Genomic DNA, 18,476 nt, shown 5'->3' with positions numbered 1-18,476 from the left:
CTCTCTCGTGACGCGTCATGCGTCGTCTGTGTTGATCTTTCCAGGTGTCAATCGGCGAGGCGCAGCGCCGCGTCGACGGCGGGTCCGATGACCGCCAACGACGCGGCGTCCGCCATGCCGAGGTGATGGGTGTCGACGTCGACGTTGTGGACGTCGCCGTCGACATGACCGGCCCAGACCGCGCGGAACGCGGCCGGATCGTCCTTGTCCGCGGTGGCGGTGAAGAAGTGGACGTCGCCGCTCAGTCGACCGGGCGAGTATCCCCGCAGGATGTCGCCGGACGATGCGAAGCTGTTCATGATCCGCTCCACCTGATCGTCGGCGAGCAGGCCCATGCCCGCGATCTGCTCGCGCACGATCGCCGCGACCTCCTCCGGCGACGCCGCGTGCACGTCGTCGCCGAGATCGAACAGGTCGCGCCAACTGCCGAGCAGATCGCCCACCGTGTCGGCCGCGTCGACCGGCTCCGTCGGTTCCGCCGACTCCGCCGCCGTCAGCGACGCGTCCATGACTCCGAGATAGCCGACCTCCTGGCCGATCGCCTCGAGCCCGCGGGCCATCTCGAACGCCAGCGTTCCGCCGATCGACCATCCGAGCAGGTGGTACGGGCCCTCGGGCTGCACCGAGCGGATCTCGTCGACGTACCGCGCCGCGAGGGACTCGACGTCCGGCGCCGACTCCTCGCCCGCCACGACGTGCGGATCCTGCAGGCCGTAGACCGGTCGGTCGTCCAGATAGGGGACCAGGCCGCCGAAGAACCATGCCAGCCCGCCGGCCGGGTGGACGCAGAACAACGGGGCCTTCGCGCCGTCGGACCGGAGCGGGAGGAGGACACCGTCGGAGTGGTCCGCGCCGGTGTCGATCCGATCGGCGAGTCCCTGCACCGTCGCGTCCTCGAACAGCCATGCGAGGTCGACCTCCAGCCCGTGGCGGTCGCGCAGGCGGGCGACGACACGCGCCGCCGACAGCGAGTTCCCGCCGAGGTCGAAGAACGACGTCGTCGCCGACACGCGGTCCACCGACAACAGGTCCCCGTACACCTCCGCGACCGCGCGGGCCGTCTCACCGACCGGTTCCACGTAGTCGGCTCCGGTGAACGCGGGTTCGGGCAGTCGCGCCCGATCGATCTTGTGGGCCGGGTTCAGCGGCATCTCGTCGAGCACCATCCACACCGACGGCCGCATGTACGCGACGAGCGTCCGGCTCGCGTACTCGGCGAGTCGTTCCTGAGACAGGCCGGTCCCGGTCACGTACGCGGTGAGGAACTGCCCGCCGTCGCGGCCCGTCGACAGCACCACCGCCACCTGGCTCACGCCGTCGGCGGCCGCGATGACCGTCTCGATCTCGCCGAGTTCGAGGCGCTGGCCTCGGAGCTTGACCTGGAAGTCGGTTCGGCCCAGGTACTCGATCTCGCCGTCGGCGGTCCACCGGACCATGTCGCCGGTGCGGTAGAGCCGATCGCCCGCGGCGCCGTACGGGTCGGCGACGAACCGCTCCGCGGTGAGCGCGGTGCGGCCCGAGTAGCCGCGGGACACCTGGACGCCGCCGATGTAGAGCTCGCCCGGCACCCCCGGTCCCACCGGGCGGAGCCGACGGTCGAGGATCCGACCGATCGATCCCGGCGTCGGCGAGCCGATCGTCACCGGGTCCGCGTGTCGGGGCACCGCGCCGACGGTCGAGTAGATCACCGTCTCCGTCGGCCCGTACTGGTTGAACAGGGTCGCGTTCGGGAACGCCGAGTGCAGCGCCGACGCGAGCGCCGGAGTCACGGCCTCGCCACCGGTGAACACGAATCGCACCGGGGCCATCGCCGCCACCTCGTCGGCGCTGAGCTCCGACACCATCGGTGCGAGTTGCGCCGGGGCGAGGTCGACGGCCGTCACCGAGTGCTCGACGATCGCCCGCTGCATCGCCCACGGGTCGCGGTGCCCGCCCGGCGGCACGATGACGACCGCTCCCCCGTTGATCATGCCGCGGAACAGGTCGAGGACCGACGCGTCGAAGGTGTAGTCCAACGCGTACACGTAGCGGTCCGACGCGGTGAACGGGTAGTACACCGCCTCGTCGCGCATCAGCGACATCACCGACCGCCGGCTCACCGTGACGCCCTTGGGCCTGCCCGTCGATCCCGACGTGAACAGCGTGTACATCGCGTTGTCGGGGCGCGCGGCGGTCACCGGAGCGTGGGTGCGCCGCCCGCTGAGGTCGTCGGCGACGTCGAGTTCGATCGCCGTCATCGTCGCCTCGTCGAACCAGTCGGGTCGGCCGTAGCGCGTGGAGGTGACGACCACCTCGATGCCCGCGGTCTCGACGACGTACTCGGCTCGGCCTGCCGGACCGTCGATGACGATCGGCACGTACTGTCCGCCGGCCGTGATCACGGCGTGCAACGCGATGAACATGTCGGCCGACCGCGGGATGCTGACGCCGACCGCCGTCTCCGGTCGGACCCCGGCCTCGACGAGTCGGTGCGCGAGCGCGTTGACCCGCGCCCTGACCTCGGCGAACGTGTACTCGCCCGCATCGGTGATCAGTGCGATCGCCTCGTCGGGGTGCGCGGCGGTGGCGTCCGCCAGGACCGGTGACAGGGACCGCTCGCGCTCGTCGGGGGCGGTCGTCGCCGGGGCGCCACGCCCGAGGCTCCACTCGTCGACGAGGCGACGGTCATCGGCCGTGACGATGTCCACATCGCCGACCGGCAGCGTCGGTTCGGATGTCAGGGCGTCGAGCAGGGTCGCGAATGCGGCGACGAACCGTCGCGCCGTCGACTCGTCGAACATGTCGACCGCATAGGTGAGCGAACCGGTCCAGTCGTCTCCCTCACCGTGCTGGTGCACGTCGAACGAGAGATCCACGCGCGCCGGGACCTGCGCGTCGGTCACCGCTTCGACCGTGAGTTCGCCGAGCTGTGCCGCCCCGGTCGCCCCGACCGCCGAGTCCACGGCCAGCGACACCTGCGCGAGCGGGGCGAACGCCTCCGATCGGGCCGGGTTGAGGACGTCGACGAGCGTCTCGAACGGGACGTCGGCGTTCGCGAAGGCGTCGAGATCGGTCGACTTGACCCGTCCGACGAGATCGGCGAACGACGTTCCGACGTCGACGGGGACGCGCAGGGCGAGCGTGTTGACGAACATGCCGACCAACGGGTCGAGGACCCGTCGACCTCGTCCGGCGATCGGTGTGCCGACGACGATGTCGTCGGTCGCGGACAGTCTCGCGAGCAGGACCGACAGCGCCGCGTGGACGACCATGAACGGGGTGGCCCCGTGCTCGGCCGCCAGCCGCGTCACCGCGGACCCGATGCGCGCGTCGACGGTGAAGTCGACGGTCGCACCGATCATGCTCGCCCGCTGCGGGCGGGGACGGTCGGACGGGAGGGTGAGGACGTCCGGGATCCCGTCGAGCTGTGCCCGCCAGTAGTCCGCCTGGTTCGCGATGAGCGAGTCGGGTGCGTCCACCGACCCCAGTTCGGTGTGCTGCCAGATCGCGTAGTCGGCGAACTGGACGTCCAGCGGTGTGAATCCGGGCGCCAGCCCCGCCGCGCGCGCCGTGTACGCCGTGACGAGGTCGGTGACCATCGGCCCCATCGACTGCCCGTCTGCCGCGATGTGATGGGTGACGACGGCGAGCACATGCCGACCGGGTCCGGATTCGACGAGCCGCACGCGGATCGGGAGTTCGGTCGCCAGGTGGAAGCCGCGCGTCACCGCGTCCGACAACTCCGACGACGCGCAGATCCGCCAGTCGAGCATCTCCGCGGCGGACTCCTCGTCGACGATCAGCTGACTCGGGGTCCCGTCGTGTTCGACGAACAGCGTCCTCAGCACCTCGTGACGGGTGATGACGTCGACGACGGCCGCGCGCATCGCATCGACGTCGAGCGGGCCGGTCAGGGCGAGGACGGCCGGGATGTTGTACATGCCGGACGTGTGATCGAGCCGGTTGATGAACCACATCCGCTGCTGCGCGAACGACAGCGGGACCACCGCGGGCCGTGGGACGATCGCGGTGATCGGTGCCAGCGACGACGGCGCCGACGACACGGAGGCGACCAGGTCGCGGACCGTCGGTGCGTCGAACACGTCGCGCACCGACACCGAGACCCCGAGCACCTCGCCGGTCCGGGCCGCGAGCCGCATCGCCGACAGCGAGTTGCCGCCGACGTCGAAGAAGCTGTCGGTGACGCCGACGACGTCGACGCCGAGGACGTCGGCGAAGACCGCGGCGACCGCCGTCTCGTCGGGCCCTTCGGGCGCGATGTGCTCGCTCGCCGCGAACACCGGGGCGGGCAGGGCCTTGCGGTCGAGTTTGCCCGCGGTGTTGAGCGGGATCTCGTCGAGCGGCATCCACACGGTCGGTCGCATGTACTCGGGCAGCGGCGTCGCGATGACGCGGCGGATCTCGTCGATGTCGAGGGTCTCCCCCGGGGCTCCCGCGACATAGGCGACGAGGTGCTCGCCGCCGTCGGGCGCGGCGGCCACGGTCACCGACACGTGCACCACGCCGGGGGCCTGCGCGACGGCGGCCTCGATCTCGCCGAGTTCGATGCGTTGCCCTCGGAGCTTCACCTGGAAGTCGGTGCGGCCGAGGTATTCGAGCTCGCCTGCCCGGTTGCGTCGGACGAGGTCGCCCGTCCGATACATGCGACTCCCGCTCGGGCCGAACGGGTCGGCGAGGAATCGGTCGGCGGTGAGGTCCGGCCGGGCCGCGTATCCGCGGGCCAGCTGGACACCGCCGACGTACAGTTCGCCCGGCACGCCCTCGGCGACCGGGTGCAGGCGCCCGTCGAGGACGTACGCGGTCGAGTTCCACACGGGCACACCGATGGGCACCACGTCGTCGACGTCGTCCAACCGCTGGTAGGTGATCTCGACGGCGGCCTCGGTCGGTCCGTACAGGTTGTAGAGCACCGCGTCCGGCACGGCGGCCCTGGTGTGCGCGGCGACGGACGGAGGCAGCGCTTCGCCCGTGGTCGAGATGATCCGCAGTCGGTCGAGGCGGGCCAGGCGTTCGGGGCCCGCGAGTTCGAGGAACACCGACAGCATCGACGGCACGAAGTGCGCCATCGTCGCGCCGGAGTCGGCGATCAGCTCGGCCATGTACACGGGGTCGAGGTGACCGTCCGGTTCGGCGATGAGCAGACGTGAGCCCTGCATCAACGGCGCGAACAGTTCGGCGACCGAGCAGTCGAACGTGTACGGCGTCTTCAGGACGACGAGGTCGTCCTGATCGATCGGCAGTTCGTCGAGTCCCCAGCGCAGCCGGTTCACGACCGCCGCGTGCGTCAGCGTGACGCCCTTGGGACGGCCCGTGGAACCCGATGTGAAGATCGTGTACACGGCGTGCTCCGGACGGAGTGTGCCTAGTCGTTCGGCGACGTCGATCGGTCCGGCCGAGGGATCGAACGGCGCGTCCGCGTCGACCTCGATCACGCGGAACGACGGATCGAGGCCCGCGATCGGCTCCGGCGCGGGCCGGCCCGCGCGGACCAGTGCGAGCGTCGCGCCCGCGGTGGTCAGCATGTATTCGACGCGTTCGGCGGGCGCGGACGGGTCGACGGGCACGTATTGGCCGCCCGCCGCGACCACGGCGTGGATCGCGACCATCAGTTCCACCGACCGCGGGATGCACACCGCGACGGCCACGTCGGGGCCGACTCCCGCGGCGATCAGTTCGCGGCCGAGCGTCGCGACGCGGGCGGCGAACTCGCCGTACGCGACGGTCCGGTCGCGGAACACGAGTGCGGTGCGGTCCGGGTGGGCGGCCGACGCCGCCGCGACCGCGGAGGCGAGGTCCTCGGGAGGCAGTTCCCGCGCGGCGCCGACGGCGCTCGCGTTCGTCGCCTCGATCTCGTCGGCGAACAGCACCGGAGCGTCGCCGACCGGACTGTCCACATCCGACAGCAGCCCGTCGAGCAATGCGACGAGACGCCTGCCGAACGCCGTCACTGACGACGCGTCGAACAGGTCCGTCGCGTAGGTGATCGAACCGTGCCAGTCGCCGTCGACCGCCGACGCGACGGTGACGGTGAGGTCCACCTGTGCCGGCGGCGTGTCCTGTCCGACCGCGGAGATCACGATGTCGCCCGCGGGCAGGTCGACGGCGGACGCCGACGCCGCGGGGTCGAACGACAGCATGACCTGGGCCAGCGGTGAGAACGCTTCGCTGCGCACGGGATCGACGGCCTCGACGACCGATTCGAACGGCACGTCCGCGTTGCCGTAGGCCGCGAGGACGTCGGCCCTGGTGCGGGCGAGCAGGTCGGCGAACGACTCTCGAAGGTCGACGCGGGATCGCAGGACCAACGTGTTCACGAACATCCCGACGACGGCGTCGAGTTCACGTCGGCCGCGACCGGCGACAGGTGTCGCGATCGCGACGTCGTCGGTCGCCGACAGCCGGGCGAGCAGCACGGCGAGCGCAGCGTCGAGCACCATGAACGGGGTGGCCCCCGCGGCGGCGGCGACGTCGCCGATCTTGGCCGCGACGTCCGCGTCGATCACGAGGTCGGCGACCGCGCCCGCCCCGGACGCGACCTGGGGGCGGGGGCGGTCGGTCGGGATCTCCAGCAGGTCGGGCAGCCCGGCGAGCGCGTCCTTCCAGAACGCGAGCTGACGTCCCACGATCGAGTCCGGGTCGTCGGTCTCGCCGAGGACGTTCCGCTGCCAGATCGCGTAGTCGGCGAACTGCACCGGAAGGTCGGCGAACTGCGGGATTCGACCGCCGCTGCGCGCGACGTACGCTCCCACCACGTCGGCGACGAGCGGGCCGAGCGACTCGCCGTCCGCGGCGATGTGATGCGCGACCAGTGCGAACACGTGCTCGTCGTCGGCGACCGCCAGCAGTCGTGCCCGGATCGGCCACTCTCGGGCGAGGTCGAAGCCGGTCGTGACGGCCTCGGCGACCGCGTCCTCGGTGTCGACGATCCGCCAGTCGAGGCGGTCGACGACGGCGTCCGGATCGTCGATCCGCTGATACGGCGTCCCCTCGACGTCCGGGAACATCGTGCGGAGCACCTCGTGGCGCGTGACGACGTCGACGACGGCGGCGTGCAGTGCCGCGACGTCGAGCGGGCCGGTCAGCCGCAGGACCACCGGCAGGTTGTAGGTCGCGTTGCCCGGCTCGAACCGGTTGATGAACCACATCCGCTGCTGCGCGAACGACAACGGCGGATGCTCGGGACGCGGATCGACGGCGACCACCGGCGGGAGCACCAGGGCCCGTCCGGCGACCGCACGGACCAGGTCACGGACGGTCGGGGCGTCGAACAGGTCGCGGACTCCCACGTCGACGCCGAGCGCGTCGGACACGCGTGCGGCCACGCGCATGGCGGCGAGCGAGTTGCCGCCAGCGTCGAAGAACGATTCCACGACCGACACGCCCGTGACGCCGAGGACGTCGGCGAACACCGCGGCGACCGCCGACTCCGCGGGACCCGACGGCTCGACGATCTCGCCGGAGCCGAACTCGGGCTCGGGCAGTCCTCGCCTGTCGACCTTGCCCGCGACCGTCAGCGGCATCGATTCGAGGATCGACCACGCGGTCGGCCGCATGTAGCCGACCAGCCGCGTCGCCGCGTAGTCGACGAGGCCGTCGCGGTCCAGGTCGTCCCCGGACACGTACGCGACGAGCGCGTCGCCGCCGGACGGAGCCGTCGCGACGACCACGGCGACGCTGCGGACGCCGGGCGCGTGCGCGAGCACGGACTCGATCTCACCGAGTTCGATGCGCTGACCGCGGAGTTTCACCTGGAAGTCGACGCGACCGAGGTAGTCGAGGTCGCCGGACGGCAGCCGGGTGACGCGGTCGCCGGTGCGGTACATCCTGGTGCCGGGCGGACCGAACGGGCACGCGACGAACCGGTCGGCCGACAGGTCGGGCCGCCCGAGGTACCCGAGGGCGAGCGCGTCGCCCGTCAGGTACAGCTCGCCGGGGACGCCGACCGGTACCGGACGCAGGCCGTCACCGAGGACGAGGGCGCCGAGACCGGGCGGCGGACCACCGATGGTGATCGGGCCGTCGGCGTCGAGCGGGCGCGTGCCGGTGCCCCAGATGGTGCTCTCGGTCGGCCCGTAGAGGTTGAAGAACGTCCGTCCCGCTGCGACCCACCGGATCCTCAGGTCGGGCGGACACGCCTCGCCGACGCTCGCCAGGACCGCGAGATCGGGCAGCGATGCGGGGTCGAGGCTCTCGATGGCGGACGGCGTCATGACGATGTGCGTCGCACGGCCGTCGGCGAGCACCCTCGTCAGCTCATCGCCGCCGAACACGTCGGGCGGACTGATGACCACACCGGCTCCCGTGCACAGGGCGAGGATCTCGAACACGGAGGCGTCGAACGTCGGGGACGCGACGTTCACCATCCGACTCGATGCGCCGAGCCCGAGGATCTGCCGCTGATTCTCCACCAGATTCGCCAACCCGCGCTGGCCGACGGCCGCGCCCTTCGGCTTGCCGGTGGATCCCGACGTGTAGATCAGGTAGGCGAGGTCGTCCGGGTGAACGGCCCGCACGAGTTCGGCGCGCCGAACCGGCGACACGTCGCCCGTCGCCGAGAAGGTGTCGACATCGAGCCACTCGAGCACGGCCGGGGCGTCGTGGGCGGAGACAGTCAGACCGAAGACGGCTCCGCTGTCGGCGAGTATCTCGTCGCGGCGGGCGACCGGCTGAGTCGGGTCGATGTTGACGAAAGCCGCTCCCGCCTTGCTGATCGCGGCGACCGCTACCGCGGCATGGGCGCTCCGTCGCATCAGGATCGCGACGAGGTCGCCCGCGCCTAGTCCACGCGCGATGAGGTCGCGAGCGAGGGCGTTCGTCGTGGAGTCGAAATCGGCCCGGCTCATCGAGTCCGGTCCCGCGACGAGCCCGCCCGGTTCGGCGCAGCCGTGGCGGTCCCACAGTTCGCCCAAGGGCACCGGCGCGACGACCGGGGTGGCGTGGGTCGTCAACGCCTCCAGGTCGGCGGCCGGGACGAGGTCGGCGACACCGACGCGAGCGGCGAGGTGGTCACCGGTGAACTGTGCGAGCAGCGCGACGAACGACTCGGCGAATCCGCGGACCGTGCCGGCGTCGAACAGGTCGGTCGCGTAGTCGACGGTCAGCGTCCACTCCCCCGCGGCCGCGGCGTCGACCGCGAAGTGCAGGTCGAGTCGGGCGGGCACGTCGAGGTCGTCGTACCGCGAGACGTGCAGCGCCCCGACGTCGACGGCGGCGGCGGGCGCCGTGTGGACTTCGTACGCGAGCGAGACCTGGGCGAGCGGCGCGAACGCCTCGCTGCGAACGGGGTCGACGGCCTCGACGACCTGTTCGAACGGCACGTCGGCGTTCACGAAGGCGGCCGTGTCGACCTCGCGGACCTGGGCGATCAGGTCGTCGAACGTCATGCCGGGCCGCACTCGAGTGCGCAGGGCGAGGGTGTTCACGAACATGCCGACGAGCCGATCGAGAGACTCCTGGCCGCGTCCGGCGACGGCGGTCGAGATGACGACGTCGTCCGTCGAGGCCAGTCGCGACACGAGTGCGGCGAGGGTCGCGTGGAGGACCATGAAGCCGGTGGCTCCGGTGGCCGCGGCGACGTCGACGACGGCTCGGCCGATCGACTCCGGGATCACCGTGGCGACCCGTGCGCCGCGCCCGCTCGCGACCGCGGGCCTGCGGCGGTCGGACGGCAGATCGACCGCGTCGGGCGCGCCCTCGAGGCGACGCACCCACTCCTCGCGTTGGCGGGCGATGATCGAGCCGGTGTCGTCCGCGGAGCCGAGGACCCGATGCTGCCACAGGGCGTAGTCGGCGAACTGGACGTCGAGCGGGGCGAACCGCGGCGCCAGCCCGTTCGCCCTGGCGTCGTACGCGGCGACGACGTCGGTCACCAGCGGCCCCATCGACTCGCCGTCGGCCGCGATGTGATGAGCGACGATGGCGAAGACGTGCTCGTCGGCCGACACCCGCCACAGCCGTGCGCGCAGCGGCCAGTCGACGGCCAGATCGAAGCCCGCGGAGGCGTCGGCCAGGATCTCCTCGCGGGATCCGACGGTCCGCCAGTCGAGGGTGGTCGGTACGGCGTCCGCCGCGGCGACCAGCTGGTGCGGTTCGCCGTCGACCGCGGGGAAGGTGGTGCGGAGCACCTCGTGTCGGACGACGACGTCCTCGAGCGCACGCCGGAGGGCGATGGTGTCGAGCCGCCCGGTGAGCCGCAGGACCGCCGGTATGTTGTAGGCGCCGGTGCCCGGTTCGAACCGGTTGATGAACCACATGCGCTGCTGGGCGAACGACAGCGGGATCGTGTCCGGTCGCGGAACGACCGCCGTGACCGGCGGCAGGGCCGGGGCCCGTCCGGCGGTGGCGACGACGATCTCGCGGACGGTCGGCGCGTCGAAGAGGTCACGGATCGTGACATCGACGTCGAGGGCGGCGGAGATCCGCGCCACCAGGCGCATCGCGGACAGCGAGTTGCCGCCGACGTCGAAGAAGTCGTCCGTCACGCCGATCTCGTCGACGCCGAGGACGTCGGCGAACACGTCGGCGACGGCCTGCTCGGCGTCGCTCGCCGGGGCCACTCGTTCGGCGGCGGTGAATTCGGGTGCGGGCAGCGACTTGCGGTCGATCTTGCCCGCCGTGTTCAACGCGATGTCCTCGAGCACCATCCACACCGTCGGCACCATGTACCCCGGCAACGCACGAGTCGCCTCGGCCTTGACCAGATCCAGATCGACCGGATGACCCGGAGTCCCCGACACGTAGCCGACCAGATGTTCGCCGCCGCCCGGCGCCGACGCGACGGTCGCCGCCGCGTGCACGACGCCAGGCGCACCGGCCAGGACCGACTCAATCTCACCGAGTTCGATGCGCTGACCACGCAACTTCACCTGGAAGTCGGTACGACCCAAGTACTCGATCCCGCCGTCGGCCGTCCGGCGCACGAGATCACCGGTCCGATACAGACGCGACCCCGGGGCGCCGAACGGGTCGGCCACGAACCGCTCCGCAGTCAGATCCGGACGCGCCGCATAGCCCCGCGCCAACTGCACTCCACCCAGATACAGCTCACCGGGGACCCCGATCGGAAGCATCCGCAGCCGGGAGTCGAGGACGAGGGCCGACGAGTTCCACACGGGCGTTCCGATCGAGACCGTGGAGTCGTCGGGCGACACGTCGCCGATGGCGAACGCGGTGATCTCCACCGCGGCCTCCGTCGGCCCGTACAGGTTGTAGAACATCGCGTCCGGCCACGCCCGGCGGGTGCTCGCCGCGACGGCCGGCGGCAGCGCCTCACCCGTCGTCGAGACGATCCGCACCGAGTCGAGCGCCGCGAGACGTTCGGCGCCGGCGACCTCCAGGAACACCGACAGCATCGACGGCACGAAGTGGACCATCGTCGCACGCGTCCGGGCGATCTCCTCGGCGACATACACCGGGTCGAGATGACCTCCGTCCCGCAGGACCACGAGCGTCGCACCCCGCATCAGGGGCGCGAAGAGTTCGGGCACCGAACAGTCGAACGTGTACGGCGTCTTCTGCACCACACGGTCGGACTCGTCGATCGGCAACTCGCCCAGACCCCACCACAGGCGGTTGACGACCGCGTCGTGGGGCAGCGTCACACCCTTGGGCTTGCCGGTGGAACCGGACGTGAACAGCGTGTACATCGCGCCGTCTCCGCGTACCGGGCGGGTCTCGACGAAGTCGGCGAGCGCGGTCGGCGACGCGTCGAGACGGTCCCTCTCGTCGACCGTCACGACCGCCGCGCCCGCGGCCCGGGCCGCGGCGACCACGCCGGGAACCGCGTCGCCGTCGGCGACCAGCAGCGCGACGGCGCCCGCGGTGGTGAGCATGTATTCGGCACGATCGACGGGTGCCGCGAGATCGATCGGCACGTATTGACCGCCCGCGGCGACGGTCGCGTGGATCGCGACCATCATCTCGACCGACCGCGGGATGCAGACGGCGACCGCCGTCTCTCGTCCCACACCCGCGGCGACGAGTCGCTCGGCGAGCCGCGCCACCCTGGAACCGAATTCGGCGTACGTCACGTCGCGGTCGCCGTGGATCAGGGCGACCGCGTCGGGGGCGCGGACGGCGCGGGTCGCGACGGCCGTCGCGACCGGCACCATGTCGGAGACCGACACCTCGGGTCCCCGGTGGGTCGAGGCGATACTCGCCGCCTCGGCGTCGGTGAGCAGCGCCGCGTCGCCGACGCCGACCTCGGGACTGGAGACGAGCGAGTCGAGGAGCGCGACGTACCGCGACGTCAACGACTCGACGGTCGACGCGTCGAACAGGTCCGCGGCGAACACCGTCTCACCGGTCCAGTCGCCGTCGGACGACGGGGCGACGACGAACTGCAGGTCGACCTGCGCGGGCGGATCGGGCAGCGGGACGCCCGCGATCGTCACGCCCGCGACGTCGAGGGACATCCCGGCGACCGACGCACCGGGGTCGAAGGACAGCATGGTCTGAGCGAGCGGCGCGAAGGCTTCGCTGCGGACCGGGTCGACGGCCTCGACGACCTGCTCGAACGGCACGTCCGAGTTCGCGAAGGCAGCCAGGTCGATGTCGCGGACGGCGGCCAGCGTGTCGACGAACGAGGCCGCGACGTCGATGCGCGTGCGCAACACCAACGTGTTGACGAACATGCCGATCATCCGGTCGAGACCGGCCTGGTTGCGGCCTGCCACCGGGGTCGCGATCGTGACGTCGTCGGAGGCGGACAGTCGTGCGAGGAGGACGCTCAGCGTCGCGTGCAGCACCATGAACTCGGTGGTGCCCGTCCGCGTGGCGAGCGCCGAGACGCGGGCCGCGAGGTCGGCCGGGATCGTGAACAGCGAACGCCCGCCGACGCCGCCCGCGACGGCCGGTCGCGGCCGGTCTGCGGGGAGATCGAGCAGCTCCGGTGCGCCGTCCAAGGTCGCGGTCCAGTACGCGAGCTGGCGGTCGAGCACAGACGTCCCGGCATCGCCGGAGGTGAGGGCCTGGTGCTGCCACAAGGCGACGTCGGCGAACTGCAGGTCGAGGTCGGGCAGGACCGGCGACCGCCCCTCGACACGCGCCGCGTACGACGCGACGAGATCGGCGACGAGCGGTCCCATCGACTCGCCGTCGGCGGCGATGTGGTGCACGACGAGTGCGAACAGGTGCTCGTCGGGCGTCACCCGACGCAGTCGGACGCGGAGCGGCCAGTCGTTCGCGAGGTCGAAACCGCCGGTGACGGCGGACTCGACTGCGACGTCGGAGTCGACGACGGCCCAGTCGAGCCTGCCGACGATCTGGTCGACGTCCGCGATGTCCTGTCGCGGGACGCCGTCGACGTCGGGGAACGATGTGCGCAGGATGTCGTGGCGCGCCAGCACGTCGTGAACGGCGAGTTCGAGCGCCGCGGCGTCCAGGGCTCCGGTGAGCCGCAGCACCAGGGGGATGTTGTAGGTGGCGGCGTGCGGTTCGAGTCGGTTGATGAACCACATCCGCTGCTGTGCGAACGACAGCGGCACCACGTCCGGGCGCGGATCGACGCGCGTGATCGGGCCGAGCGCCGCGGCCCGACCGACGATCGTCGCGGCCAGTTCGCGCACCGTCGGTGCGTCGAAGAGGTCGCGTGCGGTCAGTTCGACGCCCCACGCGTCGGACAGTCGGGCGACCAGCCGCATCGCCGACAGCGAGTTGCCGCCCGCATCGAAGAACGACTCGCTGACCGACACCTCGTCGACGCCGAGGACGTCGGCGAAGACCGCCGCTCCGACGCGTTCGTCGTCGGTGGCGGGCTCGACGATCTCGGTTCCGCCGCCGAACTCGGGTGTGGGCAGCGACTTGCGGTCGATCTTGCCCGCCGTGTTCAACGCGATGTCCTCGAGCACCATCCACACCGTCGGCACCATGTACCCCGGCAGCGCACGAGTCGCCTCGGCCTTGACCAGATCGAGATCGACGACGTCACCCGGAGCTCCGGCGAGATATCCGACCAGATGTTCGCCGCCGCCCGGCGCCGATGCGACGGTCGCCGCCGCGTGCACGACGCCGGGCGCACCGGCCAGGACCGACTCGATCTCACCGAGTTCGATGCGCTGACCACGCAGCTTCACCTGGAAGTCGGTGCGACCCAGGTACTCGATCCCGCCGTCGGCCGTCCGGCGCACGAGGTCACCGGTGCGGTAGAGGCGAGAGCCCGGTGCCCCGAACGGGTCGGCGACGAACCGCTCCGCAGTCAGGTCCGGACGCGCCGCGTAGCCATGCGCCAACTGCACTCCGCCCAGATACAGCTCGCCGGGGACCCCGGCGGGCACTCGACGCAGGCGCGAGTCCAGGACCAGAGCGGACGAGTTCCACACGGGCGTTCCGATCGAGACCGTCGGGTCGTCGGGCGACACGTCGCCGATGGCGAACGCGGTGATCTCCACCGCGGCCTCCGTCGGCCCGTACAGGTTGTAGAACATCGCGTCGGGCCACACCTGACGCGTGGCCGCGGCGACCGCGGGCGGCAACGCCTCACCCGTCGTCGAGACGATCCGCACCGAGTCGAGCGCCGCGAGACGTTCGGCGCCGGCGACCTCCAGGAACACCGACAGCATCGACGGCACGAAGTGGACCATCGTCGCACGCGTCCGGGCGATCTCCTCGGCGACATACACCGGGTCGAGATGACCTCCGTCCCGCAGGACCACGAGCGTCGCACCCCGCATCAGGGGCGCGAAGAGTTCGGGCACCGAACAGTCGAACGTGTACGGCGTCTTCTGCACCACACGGTCGGACTCGTCGATCGGCAACTCGCCCAGACCCCACCACAGGCGGTTGAGGACCGCCCGGTGATCGAGGGTGACGCCCTTCGGGCGGCCGGTGGAACCGGACGTGAACAGGGTGTACGCGGCGGACTCGGCGGGAACGCCGACAAGCGTCGACCGCAGCAGATCCGCGTCGGGGTGACCGATCTCGTCCGACTCGTCGACCGCGACGACGGTCAACGCGTTGTCGACCGCCGCCGCGACCACGTCGCGGACGGCGGCGCCGTCGGAGACCAGAAGCGCCTTCGCGTCCGCCGTGGTGAGCATGTACTCGGCTCGGTCGGCCGGCGCGGCGAGATCGATCGGGACGTACTGGGCTCCGGCCGCGACGACGGCGTGGAGGGCGACCATCATCTCCACCGAACGCGGGATGCACACGGCGACGGCGTCGCCCGCGGTCACTCCCGTCGCCGCGATCCGGGTCGCCAGTCGTGCGACGCGGTGGCCGAACTCGCCGTAGGAGACCGTCCGGTCACCGGAAAGCAGCGCCGGAGCGGCGGGCGTACGCGACACCTGCGCGGCGACGGCCTCGGCGATCGTGGCGTGCTCAGGCAGTTCGGTCGCGGGTCCGAGCTCCAGGGCGGCGATCGCCCGGATCTGGTCCGATGTCAGCACGTCGGCGTCGCCGACGGGTGTGGCCGGGCGCGCGGACAACTCGTCGAGGAGGCGGAGGAGCCGGTCGACGAACGCGCGGATCGTCGGCTCGTCGAACAGGTCGGTCGCGTACACGAGGCGACCGGTCCACGCCTGTCCCTCGGCCGGGGTCTGGACGCCGAGCATGAGGTCGAAGTCGTTGGACTCGATCCCGCCGTCGACCGGACTCACCACCACTCCGGCGATCTCGTCGGCGGCGGTGGACGGCACCGCCTCGGCGACCGACAGCATCACCTGGGCGAGTGGCGCGAACGCTTCGCTGCGGACCGGGTCGACCGCTTCGACAAGGGCCTCGAACGGCACGTCGGACGAGGCGAAGGCCTCGATGTCCGCGGCGCGGACCAGTCCGAGAAGGTCCTCGAAGGCCGTTCCCGGCTCCACCCGCGTCCGGAGGACGAGGGTGTTCACGAACATGCCGACTGAGCCCTCGAGCTCGGGGCGTCCGCGCCCGGCGACGGGTGTCGCGACCGCGATGTCGTCGGTTCCCGACAGCCTCGACAGGAGGACGGCGAGGACGGTGTGCAGGACCATGAACGGGGTCGCCGCCGAGTCCGCGGCCAACCGCTCGAGGCGGTCCGCGACGTCGGGCGAGATCGTGAAGTCGACGCCGCCCGCCCGGTGCGATGCGACGCGTGGCCGCGGGCGATCGGCGGGCAGGTCGAGCACGTCGGGGAGTCCGGACAGCCGCTGCGTCCACTCCCCGAGTTGTCGCCCGATGACCGACTCGCGGTCGTCGATGTCGCCGAGCACGGTGCGCTGCCAGATCGCGTAGTCGGCGAACTGCACGTCGAGTGGTTCGAATGTCGGTTCGTGGCCCGCGGCGCGGGCCGCGTACGCGGTGAACACGTCGCGCAGCAGCGGTCCGAGGCTCTCGCCGTCGGCCGCGATGTGGTGGACGGCGACGGCGAGCAGCAGTTCGTCGTCGGACGTCCGGTGCAGGCGGGCTCGCAGGGGGAAGTCGACTGTCACGTCGAAGCCGGATCGCAGCGCCGTCTCGACGTCGGCGAGCGAGTCGGTGACGGCCACGTCGAGTCGCGCGGCGGCGTCCCGCGGAGCGTGCACCCGCTGTTCGGGCACGCCGTCGACGGCGGGGAACGTGGTGCGCAGCACCTCGTGACGGGTCACCGCGTCGACCAGTGCGGCGATCAGCGCGTGGTCGTCGACCGGGCCGGTCAGGCGCATCACCGCGGGAATCGTGTACGTGGTCGAGCTCGTGTCGAAGCGGTTGATGAACCACATGCGCTGCTGCTGGTACGACAGCGGGATCCGGGCCGGCCGCGGGTCGATCACCGTGACCGGCGGCAGTGCCGCGCCGCGCCCGGCGACCAGGGCCACCAGCGCCCGGACGGACGGCGCGTCGAACACGTCCCGCACGGAGACGGCGACGCCGAGCGCCTCCGACACGCGGGCGGCGATGCGCGTGGCGGCCAAGGAGTTGCCGCCGAGGTCGAAGAACGACTCCGTGACGCCGACCCGGTCGGCGCCGAGCAGGTCGGCGTACAGGTTCGCGACGGCGGCCTCGTCCGGGGTCGCGGCGTCGACGTGTTCGACGGGGGCGGAGGCCGGCTGTGGAAGCGCCTTGCGGTCGACCTTGCCTGCCGAGTTCAACGGCATAGCGGCGAGTCTCACCCACCGGCTGGGTCGCATGTATGCGGGCAACGACTCCGCGAGGCGGTCGTCGACGACCGCCGGATCGACGGTGTCGGGCGCGATGTAGCCGACGAGGTGCTGCCCGGCCGGCGTGTCGACGACCGCGGCCGCCGCGTGGACGACACCGGGGACCGCCGCCATCGCGGCTTCGACTTCACCGAGTTCGAGTCGCTGACCGCGCAGCTTCACCTGGAAGTCGGTGCGGCCGAGGTATTCCAGCAGGCCCGCCGCGTTCCATCGGACGAGGTCGCCCGTCCGGTACAGCCGGTCGCCCGGCGCGCCGAACGGGTCGGCGACGAATCGTTCCGCAGTCAGATCGGGCCGGGTCGCGTATCCGCGCGCCAACTGGACGCCGCCGAGATAGAGCTCTCCGGGGACACCGACCGGCGTGACGGACAGCGCCGCGTCGAGGACGTGGACCGTGGTCTCGGGGACCGGTGCGCCGATGGGCACCGTGACGTCGGCCGCGGACACGCGATGCGCGGTCACATCGACCGCGGCTTCGGTCGGCCCGTACAGGTTGTGCAGTTCCGCGTCGGGCAGTGCGCGCAGGATCGGCCCGGCCGTCGCCGGGGTGAGTGCCTCGCCCGAGGTGAACACGCGACGCAGGGACGTCAACGCGGAGAGGCGGTCGCCGAGCACATCGGTGAACGCCGCCATCATCGACGGGACGAAGTGCACCACGGACACTCCGTGCGTTCGGATCAACGCATCGAGATGATCGGGGTCGCCATGCCGGTCGGGGTCGGCGATCACGAGGGCCGCTCCGACCGCGGCGGGGAGGAACAGTTCCCAGACCGACACGTCGAATGTGATCGGCGTCTTCTGCAGGAAGACGTCGTCGGCCCCGAGTCCGTACATGTCGCGCATCCAGACGAGCCTGTTGACGATGGCTCGGTGCGAGACGGTCACGCCCTTCGGGCGCCCCGTCGAACCGGATGTGAACAGCGTGTACGCGGCGGTGTCGCCGAGCACCCCGACCGCGTCGCGGCGTGCGACGTCCGGTGTCGGCCCCGAGCAGTCGACGACGAGAGCGCCCTCGGCGTCGTCGCCCGGAGCGACGAGGCACAGCCGTGCCCCCGACGTGTCGAGGATGTAGCGGACGCGGTCGTCCGGCATGTCCGCGCCGAGGGGCACGTAGTGTCCCCCGGCCTGCACGATCGCGTGGACGGCGACGATCATCTCGACCGAACGCGGGATGCGGACGGCGACGGCGACGTCGCGTCCGACACCCGCCGCCCTCAGCTCGGCGGCGAGCGCCGACGTCCGTGCCGCGAACTCGTCGTACGACACCCGCCGATCACCGCAGATCAGCGCGGTGGCCGCGCCTGGCGCGGACATCGTGGTGCGGTCGGACGATGCGAGCTCGGGCACCGGTCGGTCCTCGTTTCGGTGGTTGGTCGG

General features: G+C 71.5%; 1 protein-coding gene. It reads right to left on the bottom strand.

Features of this window, described 5'->3' with window-relative positions:
* Positions 1–47 precede the first annotated feature (47 nt).
* Positions 48–18,446 (bottom strand): non-ribosomal peptide synthetase, encoded by an 18,399-nt coding sequence (locus GYB83_RS01775; RefSeq protein ID WP_161893846.1) that lies wholly within the window; start codon positions 18,444–18,446, stop codon positions 48–50.
* Positions 18,447–18,476 lie beyond the last annotated feature (30 nt).

The sequence above is a fragment of the Gordonia spumicola genome, from assembly GCF_009932475.1.
In the GTDB taxonomy this organism is placed as follows: Bacteria; Actinomycetota; Actinomycetes; order Mycobacteriales; family Mycobacteriaceae; genus Gordonia; species Gordonia spumicola.
The sequence above is the reverse complement of the archived record's forward strand: the minus strand, read 5'-3'. Positions and strand labels throughout refer to the sequence as shown.